A 15,631-nucleotide genomic window follows, 5' to 3' on the forward strand; every position below is an offset into this window, starting at 1 on the left:
AACCGGCTTGGACCCGCGCAAGCAATCGCGTAAGGCCGGCGGCATGCAGGCCCCCTCGCCCAAGCTTCCGCTCGACCTCCTGATCGCCGCGCCGCGCGGCTTCTGCGCCGGGGTCGACCGCGCGATCCGCATCGTCGAACTGGCGATCGAGAAACACGGCGCGCCGGTCTATGTCCGGCACGAGATCGTCCACAACAAGTTCGTCGTCGACCGGCTGAAGTCGATGGGCGCGGTGTTCGTCGAGGATCTGGACGAGGTGCCGGACGGCAAACCCGTCGTCTTTTCCGCGCACGGCGTGCCCAAGTCGGTACCCGCCGCGGCGGAGGATCGCGGGCTCGACTATCTGGACGCCACCTGCCCGCTGGTGTCGAAGGTCCATCGCCAGGCCGAACGGCTGGTCGCCGCCGGGCGTCACATCGTGTTCATCGGCCATGCCGGCCATCCCGAGGTGATCGGCACGTTCGGCCAGGTGCCGGCCGGTGCGATGAGCCTGATCGAGACGGTCGACGATGCGCAGGCGTTTGTGCCGCCCGATCCGGCGAACCTGGCGTTCCTGACCCAGACCACGCTGTCGGTCGACGACACCGCCGCAGTCGTCGCCATGCTGCAACGCCGCTTCCCGCTGATGCAGGCGCCCCGCGGCGAGGACATCTGCTACGCCACATCCAACCGGCAGGCGGCGGTCAAGGCGATCGCGGGGCAATGCGACGCGATGCTGGTGATCGGCGCGCCCAACTCGTCGAATTCCGTACGGCTGGTCGAGGTGGCGGAGCGCGAGGGTGTGCCGGCGCGCCTGATCCAGCGCGCGGCCGATCTGGACTGGCGCTTCCTCGACGGGGTCGGCACGCTCGGCATCACCGCCGGCGCCTCCGCTCCCGAACTGCTGGTCCGCGAGCTGGTCGACCGCCTGTCGGAACGCTACGCCGTCACCGAGCGCGAGGAAGAGACCACGCGTGAGACGATCGCGTTCAAGCTGCCCCGCGGCCTGGACGCCGCCGCCTGACGGCGGCACGGGGGGACGAGATGGCCGTCTACACGCAGGTATCCGCCGAGGCGCTGGATGCGTTCCTCGGCCAATTCGACGTCGGCCGGCTGGTCTCCGCGAAGGGGATCGCGGAAGGGGTCGAGAACTCCAATTATCTGGTCGACACCGACCGCGACCGGTTCATCCTGACCCTGTACGAGAAGCGGGTGGCGGCGGGCGACCTGCCCTTCTTCCTCGACCTGCTCGACCATCTGGCGCGTGAAGGGCTGGCGGTGCCGCCGGCGATCCCCGACCGGACCGGGCGCAGGATCCACGAACTGGAAGGGCGGCCTGCCTGCCTGATCCGCTTCCTGCCCGGCGTGTCGGTATCGCACCCGACGCCTGCGCAGGCGCGGGCGGCGGCCGATGCGCTGGGCCGGCTGCACGCGGCGGTCGACGATTTCACGCATGTCCGCCCCAACACAATGGGCGTCGACAGCTGGCGCCCCCTGTTCGAGCGATGCGGCCGCGCACTCGACGACATCGCCCCCGGGCTGCACGACGATCTGGGTGTCGCCGTCGACCGCGTCGTGGCGAACTGGAACGACGATCTGGATCGCACCGTCATCCACGCCGACCTGTTCCCCGACAACGTCCTGATGCTGGGCGATGCGGTGACCGGGCTGATCGATTTCTATTTCGCCTGCTCCGACATCCGCGTCTACGATCTGGCGATCATGCACACCGCCTGGTCGTTCGATGCCGCCGGCCGCAACCATGACGCGGCGATCGGCGACGCGCTGATCGACGGTTACCAGCGCCATTTTCCGCTGTCCGCCACCGAGCGGTCGCACTTCGCCACGCTGGCGAGCGGCGCCTGCGTCCGCTTCGCCCTGTCGCGGGCGTGGGACTGGCTGAACACGCCGGTCGACGCGCTCGTCACCCGCAAGGATCCCCTCGCCTATATGCGCCGACTCCATCACTACGACCCCGAACTGGCGACCCGCACGACATGACCGGGATGCAATCCGTCGAGATCGCCACCGATGGCGCGTGCAAGGGCAATCCGGGCCCCGGCGGCTGGGGCGCGCTGATCCGGTTCGGCACCGCGGAGAAGGAATTGTCGGGCGGCGAGCCGCTGACCACCAACAACCGCATGGAACTGACCGCCGCGATCGAGGGGCTGAACGCGCTGACCCGGCCATGCGCGGTGACGCTGTCGACCGACAGCCGCTACGTCATGGACGGGCTGACCAAGTGGATTCACGGCTGGCAGAAGAATGGCTGGAAGACCGCCGACCGGAAGCCGGTGAAGAATGCCGAGCTGTGGCAGGCGCTGATCGAGGCGGCGAAGCGCCACAAGATCGAGTGGAAATGGGTGAAAGGCCATGCCGGCCACCCCGACAACGAACGCGCCGACAAACTGGCAAGCGACGCAGCCATCGCAGCGGGCCGGCGCCCGGCCTGATCCGGCGGCAGGTCTCGCCTCCGCCGCGATCGGAGCATGGCCGCTCCCCGGTTCACGTACGAGGCGACGGCTCGCGGGCGATTCACCGCAGCCTAGGGATCACCCCGGCGGCGACCGGTGTTCAGAACCTTTGCCGGTCGCGGCTCTCACGGCGGCCTGCGCGTCCGGATCCCCGCGTGCGCGGGGATGACGATCGGAGCGATTACGAGTCCCGATCGGTCTTGGACCTGGGCGCCCCGTCGGTACTCATCCCCACGGCCTAGGGCCGATCAATAATCGGGTTCAAACGGGGATCAGGGGCCCGTAAATCACCCGTCATCCCCGCGCAGGCGGGGATCCATAGACGCCAACGAACGACATCGAGCCGAACGCGGTGCGTCCATGGGTTCCCGCGTGCGCGCAAACGACGGCCACAGGCGAAAGCGCTATATGGCGATCTGCCCTAGTCCGCCTCTTCCACCGGCGCGTCCGGGCCGTTCTTCAGGACCGACGCGATGGCGTTGCGGGCGCTGGCGCGGCTGGAATAGCCCTCGGTCCAGAAGATCGTCTCGCTGTTGTGCTTGAACTTGGCGACGAACTCGCCGGCCTTGTTCTTCTCGATCACGAACCTGTGCGCCATCGCCACCTCCTCATATCAACGGCCCTACCCTATCATCGAAGCGCCCCGGTGAGTAGCGGTCGGGATCGACGCCGCCCACCGCGGGCGGGCGGCCCAGCAACATCGCGGCGGCCATCTCCGCGGCGGCCGGCGCGGTCTGGATGCCGAAGCCGCCCTGCCCCGCGCACCAGAAGAACCCGCGCTCGGCAAAGCCATAGACCGGCAACCGGTCGGGCGCGAAGGTGCGCAGGCCCGCCCAGCTGCGTTCGACCGCCCGCACCTGCCAGTCGACCGCCCCCTCGAACCGGTCGACCGCCACCGCGATATCGAGTTCCTCGGGCGCGGCGTCGCACGGGGTGGTGGGCACCTCGTCGTGCGGCGACAGCCAGAGCCGCCCGCCGGGCTCCGGCTTGAAGTAGAAGCGCCCGCCCAGATCGGCGACCAGCGGCAGGTCGGCCGGGGCGCCGGGATCGGTGCGCAGCTGCACCATCGTCCGGCGATAGGGTTTCAGCCCCAGCGGCCGGGCACCCGCGGCGACCGCGACCTGATCGGCCCAGGCGCCGGCGGCGTTGACGATGATGTCGGCGGCGACGGTGCCGGCGGGCGTGTCGATCGTCCAGCCGCCATATTGGCGTTCGGCCCCGCGGATCGCGGCATCGGTGACGATCGTCGCACCGCCCCGGCGCGCCTCTGCCAGGCACCAGCCGTGCAGCGCGGCGACATCGATATAGGCGCAGCTCGGCTCCATCACGCCGATCGTCCAGCCCGGCCGCAGCCCCGGTACGTGGCCAGCGGGATCGACCGCGGACAGCGCGACCGCGCTGCCGTCGAACGCCGCCAGCAGCGCCTCCGCCGCCGCCACGTCGCCACTGCGCCCGATATGGAGCGAGCCGAGCGGCGACAGGAAGCCGCCGTCGCGCAGCGCCGGGCCCGACGCGGTGGTCAGCGGCTGGATCGCCGGCCCGCCGTACGTCTCCGACCAGAACGCCGCGGAGCGACCGGTGGCGTGGAACCCGGCGACCGACTCCGCCTCCAGCACGACGATGCGGGCATGCGGCGCCAGGGCCGCGGCCAGGCTGGCGCCGGCGATGCCGCCCCCCGCGATCGCGATGTCGAATCGCGTGTCGGGCAGCGTCATGAGGGCGGCGGCGATTCGGGACGGCGCATCGGCGCCATGGTTACGGTTTCGCAAGCCCTGCCGTCTAGGAGTCGCGGCATGGATTGGGAACTCATCCGTATCGGACTTGGCCTGGCGGGCGCGGCGCTGCTGCTGTCGGCGGGCATCGAGGATGCGCGGGCGCGCGAGATCGCCAATCGCAAGAGCATCGCGCTGGTGTTGATCGCCCCCCTGTGGTGGTGGGCGAACGGCGCGTCGCTGTGGCCCGACGCGGTCGTCCAGCTGGGGCTGGCGCTTGCCATGTTCGGGTTGTTCGCGGTCGCGTTCCACTTCGGCGCGATGGGCGGCGGCGACGTGAAGCTGATCGCCGCGCTGACGCTGTGGCTGCCGCTCCCGCTGCTGGCGGCGATGCTGGTGACGATGTCGCTGGCGGGCGGCGCGGTGACGCTGGCGATGCTGGTCGAGCGTGCCGTGACCCGGCGCCGCACCACCAATTCGGCAGCCCGGATCGAGGTGCCGTACGGGGTGGCGATCGCCATCGCCGGCATGCTGGCGCTTCGCGAACCCATCCTTAACCAATTTGGCTGATGATTAACGTCGGATCAACCCGACGGCCCTGGAAAGGCGCGAGAAAGAGACATGGACAGTCGTAAGCTCATCCTGCTGGTCGGTGCCCTGATGGTCGCGGTCGTCACGGCCCTGATCGCCCGGTCGCTGATCGCCGGCAGTGCCGCGCCCGAGGCGGCGGCCGTACAGCCCGTCGCGGTGCAGGGTCCCGAGGTGCTGGTCGCGACCCGCGCCCTTCCCGTCGGCACCATCCTCGACGCCAGCGCGCTGAAGTTCCAGCCCTGGCCCAAGGAGCTGGTCGACAACGCCTATTTCCTGAAGGACAAGGCCGACCTGAAGTCGCTGCAGGGCACGGTGGTGCGCAACGCCATCACCGCGGGCCAGCCAGTGACGCAGGGCGCGCTGGTGAAGCCCGGCGATCGCGGCTTCCTGGCCGCCGCGCTCGGCCCCGGGATGCGCGCCGTGACGGTGCCGGTGTCGGCACAGTCGGCGGTGGCGGGCTTCGTCTTTCCCGGCGACCGCATCGACCTCGTCCTGACCCAGTCGGTCGCGGGCGGCGGCGACGGCCCCCCCTTGCGCGTCTCGGAGACGTTCATGCGCAACATGCGCGTCCTCGCCACCGACCAGCGCACCGACAATCTGGTCGGCGACGACGGCAAGACCCAGGTCCGCACCTTCTCGACCGTGACGCTCGAGGTCACGCCCAAGATCGCCGAGGAACTGGCTGTCGCGCAGACCGTCGGCTCGATCTCGCTGTCGCTCCGCTCGCTCGCCGACAATTCGGCCGAGCTCGAGGAGGCGATCGCCAACGGCACCATCAAGATGCCCGACGGCAATCCGACCGCCGAGAAGGCGATGATGCTGCGGGTCGCCCGCCAGCCGCTGTCGGGCGTCGCCTCGCTGGCGACCGGTGCCGACGTGTCGAAGTTCCAGCGCCGCTCCATCCCCGGCAAGGGCGACCAGACCAGTTCGGGCCCCAGCACGATGGGCCCCGGTGCCGGCGCGCCCGCCGCGGCGCCCGCCCCCAGCTTCCCCGGCGCGACCGTCGTCGCGGTGGGACCCGTGGTGCGCATCGCCCGCGGCAACAACGTCACCGCCGTCTCGGTGGGAGGTAAGTAAGCATGTTCCATCCGATCACTCCGCTGGCCGCCTCGGTCGGCCTGGCCCTGGCGCTCGCCGCCGCGGCCGCCACGCCGGCCACCGCGCAGACGACCGCGGCCGCCACCGGCACCCCGGTGGTGGAAGTGGCGACCGGCCGTGGCCGCCTGGTCACCCTGTCCCGCCCGATGAGCGACTTGTTCATCGCCGATGACTCGGTCGCCGACGTCCAGGTCCGCTCGCCCACCCAGCTCTACATCTTCGGCAAGAAGACCGGCGAGACGACGATCTCCGCCACTGCCAAGGGCGGCGCGGTGGTGTTCGCCACCACGGTGCGCGTCGGCAACAATCTGGGGTCGGTCGGCTCGATGCTGGCGATCGCGATGCCGGAGGCGCGGATCACCGCCACGCCGATGAACGGGATGCTGCTGCTGACCGGCACCGTCGCCACCCCGGCCGACGTCGCCGAGGCCGAGCGGCTGGTCCAGGGCTTTGTCGGCGACTCGACGAAGGTGCTCAGCCGGCTGCGCACCGCGACGCCGCTGCAGGTCAACCTGCAGGTCCGCATCGCCGAGGTGAACCGCGGGTTCAGCAAGAATATCGGCGTCAACGTCTTCTCGGTCGACCGCACGGGCGGGTTCAAGTTCGGGCTTGGCCAGGGCCGCTCTCCCGGAACGCAGTTCACTCCGGGTGGACCTTTGGGAACCGGCCTGACCGGGGCACCTGCCAATGGCAGTCTGGTGAACCGCGCCACCGGCGCCACGACACTCGGACTCGCCGGACAGCTGTTCGGCCTCGACCTGCTTGGCGCGATCGATCTGGGCGAGAGCATCGGTCAGGTGACGACGCTCGCCAACCCCAATCTCACCGCTCTGTCGGGTGAAACCGGCAGCTTCCTGGCCGGTGGCGAAATCCCGATCCCGCTGGCCGGCGGACTCGGCACGATCTCGGTCGAATACAAGCAGTACGGCGTCAGCCTGTCGTACACGCCGACGGTGCTGGCCGACGGCCGCATCTCGCTGCGCGTCCGTCCGGAAGTGTCACAGCTCGACTATTCCAACGCGGTCACGATCGGCGGAACCGCCGTGCCCGGGCTCACCTCGCGGCGGGCCGAAACGACGGTCGAACTCGGTTCGGGCCAGAGCCTGATGATCGGCGGCCTGCTGTCGAACAGCCGCAACAACACGATCGACAAGACGCCGTTCCTCGGCGACATCCCGATCATCGGCGCCCTCTTCCGGTCGAACAGCTGGCGTCGCAACGAGACCGAGCTGGTCATCATCATCACGCCGTATCTGGTCAAGCCGGTCGACAACATCCGCGACATCGCGATGCCGACCGACGGATACAAATCGCCGACCGATGCCGAGCGACTGCTGCTCGGCAAGCTGGGCTCTGGCGACACCGGCGGCCAGCGGCCCGTCCCGACGATGGCGCCCGAACCGCAGCCCGCCGCCCCCGGCGTCTCCGCCCTGCCGTCCGCACCGATCGCGACGACGGCCGCCACCAGGCCGGCGCGTGCGCGCGGCGGCAGCGTCGCCGCCGCGCCCGGCTTCTCCAACTGATCGCCAAGGTAGCCCATCCATGATGCAGCGTTTCCTGATCCTGTCCTGCCTGGCGCCGGCCGTCGCGCTCGCCGGCTGCGCGGGTACGAAGAACCGGGGGGTCGAATCGGTCCACCAGCCGGTGGTCGGCCGCTCCGACTTCCGCCTTGATCTGGCTGCCCCCGCCGGCCGGCTGGCGGCGGGCGAGCAGCAGCGGCTGACCGGCTGGCTCAGCGGCCTGCGCGTCGGATACGGTGACCGCGTCGCGGTCGACGATCCGCTGGGCGGCAACGCCGATGCGCGCGACGCGGTATCGAGCGTCGTCGCCGGCTTCGGCCTGCTGCTGGCCGACGAGACGCCGCCGTCCGCGGCGCCGATCGCGCCCGGCACGGTGCGCGTCGTCGTCAGCCGGATGAAGGCGAGCGTCCCCGGCTGCAACGACTGGTCGCGCGACAGCTCCGTCGATTACGGGCAGAACACCTCGTCCTATTACGGGTGCTCGGTGAACGGCAATCTGGCGGCGATGATCGCCAATCCGCAGGACCTGATCCACGGCGCCGGCAACCGTGGCGGCGCCGATCCGGCGGTCGTCTACAAATCGATCGATCTCTATCGAAAGGCCGCACCCAGCGGCGGTGGCGGCACGACCGTGAAGGCCGAGTCGGCGGGAGGCAAGTAAGATGAACGCACCCTGGAAGCCCGGTACCCGCGATCCTTTCGTCGCCTATGTCTGCGACGAGACCACGGCAGAGGCATTGCGCCCGCTGGCGGTCGAGATGGGCTGGTCGGTCGAGAAGATCCACAAGGGCGGGCTGCGCGCCGCGATCCAGGCGCTGTCGGTGTCCGCCAGCCCCACCGTGCTGCTGGTCGATCTGGCGGAATCGGGCGACCCGCTGAACGACATCAACGCGCTGGCCGAGGTATGCGAACCCGGCACGATGGTGATCGCCACCGGTCAGGTGAACGACGTCCGCCTGTACCGGGATCTCGTGTCCAGCGGCATTCAGGACTATCTGCTGAAGCCGCTGCATCCGGACTCGGTGCGGCAGGCGTTCGCCAACGCGCAGGCGATGCTGAACGCACCGCGGGCGGTGGAGGCCTCGACCGACCGGCCGCACAGCGCGATCGCGGTGATCGGCGCGCGCGGGGGCGTCGGCGCATCGACGGTGGCGGCCTCGCTGGCCTGGCTGCTCGCCGAGCGCGAAACGCGGTCGACCGCGCTGCTCGACCTCGACATCCATTTCGGCACCGGCGCGCTGGCGCTGGACCTGGAGCCGGGCCGCGGACTGACCGACGCGATCGAGAATCCCAGCCGGATCGACGGGCTGTTCATCGAACGCGCGATGGTCAAGGCGTCGGAACGGCTGGCGGTCCTGTCGGCCGAGGCGCCGATCAACGCCCCGCTCGTCACCGATGGCGCCGCCTTCCACCAGCTCCAGGAAGAGATGCGCTCGGCCTACGAGTGCACCGTCGTCGATCTGCCGCGGACCATGCTGGTCCAGCATCCGCACCTGATGGCCGAGGTGCAGATCGCGGTCATCGTCACCGAACTGACGCTGGCGGCAGCGCGCGACACCATCCGGCTGCTGTCGTGGATGAAGACCAACGCGCCGCAGTGCCAGATCCAGATCCTGGCCAACCGCGTGCACACCGCCGGCCAGCCGGAGATCAACCGCAAGGACTTCGAGGGGTCGATCGAGCGCAAGATCGATCACCTGATGCCGTTCGACCAGAAGCTGGCGAGCCAGGCGGCCAAGCTCGGCAAGCCGCTGGCGGAAGCCGGCAAGAACGGCAAGACGGTGACGCCGCTGCTCGATCTGGTCACCGCCGTCGCCGGAGCGGTCGACGACGCGGCCGACGGCAAGGGGACGGCCAAGGCCGGCAAGGGATCGCTGATGGGCAAGCTGGGCGATTTCCGCAGCCTGTTGTCGAAGCCTGCGCCGAAGGCCGCATCCAAGCCCGCGATGGCCAAGAAGTAAGGTCATGTTCTATCCGATCCTGCTGCTGACGGTCTGCGCGGCGATGCTCGCGCTGATCGCCGCGACCGCGCTGTCCGGCCCGTCCGTGTCGCGCATCCAGGCGCGCCGCATCGCCGGGCTGCGCGATCGGCATGCGCATGTCGATGTCGTCGAGACGCAATCGCGCGGCATCGGCCACGCGCGCGACACGAAGATGGACATCGCGTTCGGGCGCATCCTGCCCAACCGCGAGCTGTTGTCGAAGCGGCTGGCGATGACCGGTCGCGACTGGACGGTGGGGCAATACGGCCTGGCAACGGCGGGGCTCGCGATCTTCATCATGCTGGCGCTGTGGCTGAAGGGACTGCCCTTCTTCATGGTGCTGCTGCTCGGCCTCGCGGTCGGCGGCGGCCTGCCGCATTTCGTGGTCAGCCGGTTGATCGCGCGCCGGATCAACCAGTTCACCATCCGCTTTCCCGACGCCATCGACCTGCTCGTCCGTGGCCTCCGCTCCGGCCTGCCGATCAGCGAGACGATGGGCGTGGTGGGCAACGAGGTCGACGGTCCGGTCGGCGACGAGTTCCGCTCGATCAGCGACAAGATGAAGATCGGCCGGACGATGGATGCCGCCCTGCAGGAGACGGCGGATCGGCTGGGCACGCCCGAATTCCAGTTCTTCGTCATCACCATCGCGATCCAGCGCGAGACGGGTGGCAACCTGGCCGAGACGCTGTCGAACCTGGCCGACGTGCTGCGCAAGCGGGCGCAGATGAAGCTGAAGATCCGCGCCATGTCGTCGGAATCGAAGGCGTCGGCCTATATCATCGGGTCGTTGCCGTTCATCGTGTTCGGGCTGATCTGGTTCATCAACGACAAGTACATGCAGAACTTCTTCGTCGACGAGCGGCTGATCGCCACTGGCATGGGCGGCATGGTGTGGATGGGCATCGGCGGCTTCATCATGGCCAAGATGATCAGCTTCGAGATCTGAGGGAACAGGGCGATGGGTCAGACGGGCGGACCGACGCTGCTGGGCGTCGATGTGATGTGGGCGGCGACGATCCTGTCGGGGATCGCGGCGTTCGCGGTGATGGTGGCGATCTATGCGGCGACGACCGTGCGCGATCCGATGGCCAAGCGCGTCAAGGCGCTGAACGATCGCCGCGAGCAGTTGAAGGCGGGTATCACCGCCTCGACCAAGCGGCGCGCCAAGCTGGTCCAGCGCAACGACACGACCGACCGGATGCGCGACCTGCTCGGCTCGATGAAGATGCTGCAGGACAGCCAGATCAAGGAAGCGCAGCAGAAGCTGCTCCAGGCCGGCATCCGTCGCAAGGAGTGGGCGGTCGCCGTCATCTTCGGGCGGCTGGTCCTGCCGGTCGTGTTCGGCGCGCTTGCCGGCTTCTGGGTCTATGGCACCGACGGTTTCGCCGAATGGTCGCCGATGAAGAAGTACGCGCTGGTCGCCGGTACCCTGATCCTGGCGTACAAGGCGCCCGACATCTTCCTGAACAACAAGATCCAGAAGCGCTCGGACGCGATCCGCAAGGGGCTGCCCGACGCGCTCGACCTGCTGGTGATCTGCGCCGAGGCCGGGCTGACCGTCGATGCGGCGTTCCACCGGGTCGCGCGCGAACTGGGCCGCGGCTATCCCGAGCTGGGCGAGGAATTCACCCTGACCGCGATCGAGCTCGGCTTCCTCACCGATCGGCGTCAGGCGTTCGAGAATCTGGCGATGCGCGTGAAGCTGGACGCGGTGAAGGGCGTCGTCACGACGATGATCCAGACCGAGAAGTACGGCACGCCGCTTGCCTCGGCTCTCCGCGTGCTGTCCGCCGAGTTCCGCAACGAGCGGATGATGCGCGCCGAGGAAAAGGCCGCGCGCCTGCCCGCCATCATGACGGTGCCGCTGATCCTGTTCATCCTGCCGGTATTGTTCATCGTCATCCTCGGACCGGCGGCCTGTTCGATCAAGGACGCGCTGTTGAGCAGCTGACCCGTTCGCATCGCCGCCGCAGCGCCCACAGGGCGCGGCGGGTGGCGATGCGGGCGGCCGTGCCGCTGCCTTCGACCCCCTGCGACACCGCCAGCCAGGCGGCGCCCAGCTGGCCGAAGCCCAGCATGCCGGCGATACCGGCGATGCGATGCGCCTCGGCGGGGTGATCGGTCGTCGCCAGTGCCGCCAGCGCGGCGGTCAGCTGCGCGCGCAGCCGCCCGATCATCTCCCCGATCTCGTCGGCACCCAGCGCCGCCTCCAGCCCATCGAGCGTGGCGGAGGGATCGTCCGGGCGCCACCGCTGCGCCAACGCCTTGATCCCGGCCGCTCCCGCCGCCTTGTCCAGCACGTCGTCGACATCGGCCGGCGTCGCCTGCGCGGCCGCGACCCATGCGACGATCGGCGCATCCCGCACCGCCGCGTGCGCGCGGAGGACGTCGATCGCCGGCACGTTCCCGCCCCCGCGCAGGATCAGCGCCGGCACCGTTCCAGACGCCGCGCGATGCCAGCCGTCCGCCGTCGCGCCGACCGGCTCCCAGCCCAGCGAGGCGAACAGCTCGCCCGCGAAACAGCGATCGCCCGCGTCGTCGTCGATCATCAGCACCATCGGCCGCATCGATCCCGCTCCGTCGCTATTCCGGACAGACTCGCCGATCCGGATCGAAATTTACTGGAATATGAACGAAATATATCCGAAAGTCGTTCCTGAAGGCATCGACGCCTTTGGGGGACAGCGATGACGGATGGCCGCATACTGATTGCGGACGACCATCCCTTGACTTGGGAAGGGCTATCGCTCGCGGCGCGGGCGGCGCTGCCGGGTATCTCCGTCATCCCGGCCGGATCGATCGCCGATGCAGTCCAGGCGCTGAAGGGGCGATCGGCGTTCCGGCTGGTCCTGCTGGATTTCGAGTTGCCCGACGCGCAGGGCTTCTCCGGGCTCCTGCGTCTGCAGCATGTCAACTCGACCGTTCCGATCTGCGTCTTCACCGCCCATCAGGATCCCACCCTGGTCGAGGCGGCCCGGGCGCTGGGGGCAGCGGGTTTCATTCCCAAGAGCCTGAAACTGGACGAAATTGCCGCGATCCTGCGCCGCATCCTGGCGGGCGGCACCTATTTCCCGCCGGCTGTCGCCGCCAACAACGGCATCGCCGCGGCCCGCGATCGCATCGCCGAGCTGTCGCCGGCGCAGCGCGCGGTGCTGATCGCGATGGCGGACGGGCGCGCCAACAAGCAGATCGCCTTCGACCTGCAGATCGGCGAGGCGACGGTGAAGGCTCATCTCACCGCCATCTTCCGCAAGCTGGGCGTCACCAACCGCAGCCAGGCGCTGCTGGCCGTCCAGCCCCTGCTGCAGGCGGGCAGCGCGGCCGCAGGACGATGAGCGCGCAGACCCGCCGGACCGAACTCTTCCTGCGCGCCCCCCGCCGTCGCCGATATGTGCTAATTGCGATCCTCGTCCCGCTGCTCCTCGCCGTGCTGGTGGCGGCGTTGCGGTACGAATTCGGCCGGGCGGAGGCGATCCGGACGGAAGCCACGCATTCCTACGACCGGCGGGTCGCCGCGCTGACGCTGCTGTCGCGGCTGAAGGATGCGGAGACGGCGCAGCGCGGCTATCTGCTGACCGGCGATCCCGCCTTCCTCGTTCCGTACGAGCCCGCCCGGCGCGACATCGCCGCGATGCTGGACCGCGCGGCGACGCCGGCCGGACCCGCCTGGCCGGCGACCGTCACCGCCGGGGTCGCCGCCAAGTTCCGCGAACTCGACCGCACGATCGACATTGCCCGGCAGGACGGGCGGACGGCGGCGATGGCCGTGGTGGCGCAGGGCCGCGGCCTGCGGCTGATGGACCGGCTGCGCGTCGAGGTCGGCGCCATGGTCGCGCGCGAAGCGGCGGCCTATGCCCGCGACGAGGCGATGTTCCGCCAGCGCCAGGCGCGCCAGCAGCTGGCGGTCACGCTGATCCTCGTCGCCCTGATCGCGGTCCTGATCGTGTCGCTCGGCATGGTCTGGCGGCTCCAGCGCCAGCGCTATGACGGGCTGGTGCAGACGTTCGAGGCGGCCGAGCGGCACCGCACGATCCTGGACAGCACGATCGACGCGATCCTGATCCTGAATCCCAGCGGCACGATCGAGGTGGTGAACGCCGCCGCCACGGCGATGCTGGGCTATGCCAGCGACGAACTGGAACGGCGCGACATCGCCATGCTGATCGACCTTGCGCCGGGCGAGGGCAGCTTCCACCGCCGCATCGGCCTCGTCGACGGACTGATCCGCCGGTCTTTCCTGACCGATCGCACCGTCCGTCATCGCGACGGCCGGTCGATCGCGGTTGATGTCGCGATGGGCGTGATGCACCTGCCCAGCGGCGACCACATCGTGGTGTCGCTGCGCGATATCGCCGAGCGCAAGCGAATCGAGCGGATGAAGGACGATCTGATGTCGACCGTCAGCCACGAGCTTCGCACCCCCCTCACCTCCGTCGTCGGTTCGCTGGGCCTGCTGCGCGCGGGCAGCGTCGGCCCGCTGCCCGCCGGCGCGGAGCGGCTGGTGGAGATCGCCGAGAACAACTCGCGCCGGCTGATCCGCCTCATCAACGACATGCTCGACATCGACCGGATCGAATCGGGCAAGCTCCACCTGGTGCGCGATCCGATCGATCTGGGCACCGTGATCGACCGCGCCTGCACCGGCAGCCAGGGGCTGGCGACCGGCAACGGGGTGGAGATCGTCTGCCATCCGTTCGCGCGCCCGGTCATGGTGTCCGGCGACGCCGACCGGCTGCTCCAGGTCGTCACCAACCTGCTGTCGAACGCGATCCGCGTCTCGCCGCCGGGGCAGGCGGTGGAACTGGGGCTGGAGCGGGACGAGCGGGGCCAGGCGCTGGTCGTCGTCGACGATCGCGGCCCCGGCATTCCGCCGGCCTTTCGCGATCGCATCTTCGGCCGGTTCGAACGCGCGACCCGCGACGACGGATCGACCGGCACCGGCCTCGGCCTCGCCATCTCGCGTGAGATCGTGGCGCGGCACGACGGCAGGCTGTGGTTCGAGGATCGACCGGGCGGGGGCACCCGCTTCGCCTTTTCGCTGGCGACGATCGGCGCGGCGGCCTCTTGTGACGGACAGGCGCCCCGCGTGCTGGTCTGCGCCGCCGACGAGGACGAGACCGCGACGCTGGTCGCGATCGTCCTCAACGAAGGCTGCACGTACGACGTGGTGCGCACCGTCGCCGACGCCCGCTCTGCGGTGCGCCGGCAGGACTATGCCGCCATCCTGGCCGACCTCAACCTGCCTGAAGAAGGCGGGCTGTGGCTGGCCCGCACCCTGCGCGAGGGGGACATGGCCAGCGACACGCCCATCATCGTCGTGTCGCACGGCGCGCTCGACGACGGGGCCGGGCTGTCGCCGCTGGACGTCGTCGACGTGATCGGCGCGCGCGCCGATCCCGGGCGTACCGCGGCGGCGCTGAAGACCGCGCTGGGCCGCACCGGCTCGCGTCGACCGGTCATCCTCCACCTCGACGACGATCCCGATCTCCTCGCCGTCGTCGGCGCCGCGCTGGAGCCGGAGGCGCGCACCGTCACCGCGACCAGCCTGCCGGCCGCCCGCGCCCTGCTGCAGACCTTGTCGCCCGACGCGGTGATCCTCGACATGCAGCTGGCGCACGGCTCGGGGCTGGAGCTGGTGCCGTTCCTGCTGGACACGGAGGGGCTGGCGATCCCGACGATCATCTATTCCGCGCAGGAGGTCGGCCCGGAACTGGCGAGCGGCGTCGATGCCGTCCTGGTGAAGGCACGGGGCTCGATCCCCGACCTGAAGGCGACGGTGCGCCGGGTCGTGCGCGCCCGCTCCGGCACGCCCGCGGCCGGCCGACCGACACCTGCCCCCGTGGACGAGCCAGCCGCATGAGGCCGCTCGACATCCTCTATGTCGACGATGACGAGGATATCCGCCACATTGTCCGCCTGTCGCTGTCGCTCGATCCGGCGATCACGCTGCGGATCGCGGGGTCCGCGGCAGAGGCGCTGGCGCTGCTCGAGCGGGGCCGCCTGCCCGATGTCGCGCTGCTCGACGTGATGATGCCCGGCCGCGACGGGCTGGCGCTGCTGGCCGATCTGCGTGCGCGTCCGGCGACGGCCGCGCTGCCGGTGATCTTCATGACCGCCAAGGGCCGCCCCGCCGATGTCGAGCTGTACCGCGCGCGCGGTGCGCTCGGCATGATCCTGAAGCCGTTCGACCCGCTCGACCTGGCCGGACAGATCCGCGCCCGGATGGACCCGATCCTCGACGAGAGTGGTTGACAAGACCGGCTGGCTTGCCT

16 protein-coding genes are annotated in these 15,631 nt (G+C 69.8%); 13 read left to right on the plus strand and 3 right to left on the minus strand.

The features are described from left to right. The first annotated feature begins 43 nt into the window (after positions 1-43). From ispH to rnhA, 3 genes are read left to right on the plus strand one after another with little or no spacing between them, the layout of a single operon-like run. Positions 44-1,003 carry a 4-hydroxy-3-methylbut-2-enyl diphosphate reductase gene (ispH, locus tag ABC319_RS05940; RefSeq protein WP_413071625.1) on the plus strand — a complete coding sequence of 320 codons (960 nt, stop codon included), beginning with the start codon at positions 44-46 and terminating at the stop codon, positions 1,001-1,003. 20 nt (positions 1,004-1,023) lie between these two features. After that, a complete protein-coding gene (gene thrB, locus ABC319_RS05945; protein ID WP_413069337.1) occupies positions 1,024-1,980 on the plus strand; it encodes a homoserine kinase in 957 nt (318 codons plus the stop codon). Next, positions 1,977-2,432, plus strand: coding sequence for a ribonuclease HI (rnhA, locus tag ABC319_RS05950; RefSeq protein ID WP_413069338.1), 456 nt, complete (start codon positions 1,977-1,979; stop codon positions 2,430-2,432). Before thrB ends, rnhA begins: the two co-directional genes overlap by 4 nt. A 442-nt stretch (positions 2,433-2,874) precedes the next feature. Here the strand turns inward: rnhA and ABC319_RS05955 are convergent, their stop codons facing one another. Together ABC319_RS05955 and ABC319_RS05960 are read right to left on the minus strand one after the other, a co-directional pair. After that, on the minus strand, positions 2,875-3,051 hold the full coding sequence (locus ABC319_RS05955) for a YegP family protein (protein ID WP_413069339.1): 177 nt from the start codon (positions 3,049-3,051) through the stop codon (positions 2,875-2,877). Positions 3,052-3,061: 10 nt separating this feature from the next. Continuing rightward, positions 3,062-4,168 (minus strand): NAD(P)/FAD-dependent oxidoreductase, encoded by a 1,107-nt coding sequence (locus ABC319_RS05960; protein WP_413069340.1) that lies wholly within the window; start codon positions 4,166-4,168, stop codon positions 3,062-3,064. A gap of 78 nt (positions 4,169-4,246) precedes the next feature. On the opposite strand from ABC319_RS05960, the gene ABC319_RS05965 reads away from it, so the two are divergent. From ABC319_RS05965 to ABC319_RS05995, 7 genes are read left to right on the plus strand one after another with little or no spacing between them, the layout of a single operon-like run. After that, on the plus strand, positions 4,247-4,735 hold the full coding sequence (locus ABC319_RS05965; protein WP_413069341.1) for an A24 family peptidase: 489 nt from the start codon (positions 4,247-4,249) through the stop codon (positions 4,733-4,735). Positions 4,736-4,786: 51 nt separating this feature from the next. Further along, positions 4,787-5,833 (plus strand): Flp pilus assembly protein CpaB, encoded by a 1,047-nt coding sequence (cpaB, locus tag ABC319_RS05970; protein WP_413069342.1) that lies wholly within the window; start codon positions 4,787-4,789, stop codon positions 5,831-5,833. 2 nt (positions 5,834-5,835) lie between these two features. Next, on the plus strand, positions 5,836-7,377 hold the full coding sequence (locus tag ABC319_RS05975) for a type II and III secretion system protein family protein (protein ID WP_413069343.1): 1,542 nt from the start codon (positions 5,836-5,838) through the stop codon (positions 7,375-7,377). A 19-nt stretch (positions 7,378-7,396) separates the two neighbouring features. After that, the gene (locus tag ABC319_RS05980; protein ID WP_413069344.1) at positions 7,397-8,035 is read left to right on the plus strand and encodes a CpaD family pilus assembly protein; all 639 of its coding nucleotides are present in this window, start codon (positions 7,397-7,399) and stop codon (positions 8,033-8,035) included. Between the two features lies 1 nt (position 8,036). Next, complete coding sequence (locus ABC319_RS05985; RefSeq protein ID WP_413069345.1) at positions 8,037-9,335, plus strand: CpaE/TadZ family protein; 1,299 nt, start codon at positions 8,037-8,039, stop codon at positions 9,333-9,335. Between the two features lie 4 nt (positions 9,336-9,339). Next, positions 9,340-10,305, plus strand: coding sequence for a type II secretion system F family protein (locus tag ABC319_RS05990; RefSeq protein WP_413069346.1), 966 nt, complete (start codon positions 9,340-9,342; stop codon positions 10,303-10,305). A 12-nt stretch (positions 10,306-10,317) separates the two neighbouring features. Further along, the gene (locus ABC319_RS05995; protein WP_413069347.1) at positions 10,318-11,310 is read left to right on the plus strand and encodes a type II secretion system F family protein; all 993 of its coding nucleotides are present in this window, start codon (positions 10,318-10,320) and stop codon (positions 11,308-11,310) included. Here the strand turns inward: ABC319_RS05995 and ABC319_RS06000 are convergent. Next, positions 11,285-11,926 carry a hypothetical protein gene (locus ABC319_RS06000; RefSeq protein WP_413069348.1) on the minus strand — a complete coding sequence of 214 codons (642 nt, stop codon included), beginning with the start codon at positions 11,924-11,926 and terminating at the stop codon, positions 11,285-11,287. The genes ABC319_RS05995 and ABC319_RS06000 overlap by 26 nt on opposite strands. A gap of 120 nt (positions 11,927-12,046) precedes the next feature. Here ABC319_RS06000 and ABC319_RS06005 point away from each other — a divergent pair, with 120 nt between their 5' ends. Genes ABC319_RS06005 through ABC319_RS06015 form a run of 3 tightly spaced genes read left to right on the plus strand, consistent with a single transcriptional unit; the run spans position 12,047 to position 15,611 of the window. Further along, on the plus strand, positions 12,047-12,694 hold the full coding sequence (locus ABC319_RS06005; RefSeq protein ID WP_413069349.1) for a response regulator transcription factor: 648 nt from the start codon (positions 12,047-12,049) through the stop codon (positions 12,692-12,694). Next, on the plus strand, positions 12,691-15,219 hold the full coding sequence (locus ABC319_RS06010) for an ATP-binding protein (RefSeq protein WP_413069350.1): 2,529 nt from the start codon (positions 12,691-12,693) through the stop codon (positions 15,217-15,219). The genes ABC319_RS06005 and ABC319_RS06010 overlap by 4 nt, the downstream gene beginning before the upstream one ends. Next, positions 15,216-15,611, plus strand: a complete 396-nt coding sequence (locus tag ABC319_RS06015; protein ID WP_413069351.1) for a response regulator — start codon at positions 15,216-15,218, stop codon at positions 15,609-15,611. The genes ABC319_RS06010 and ABC319_RS06015 overlap by 4 nt, the downstream gene beginning before the upstream one ends. The last annotated feature ends 20 nt before the right edge of the window (positions 15,612-15,631 follow it).

Origin of the sequence: Sphingomonas phoenicis, assembly GCF_047238005.1 — a bacterium.
GTDB lineage: Bacteria > Pseudomonadota > Alphaproteobacteria > Sphingomonadales > Sphingomonadaceae > Sphingomonas.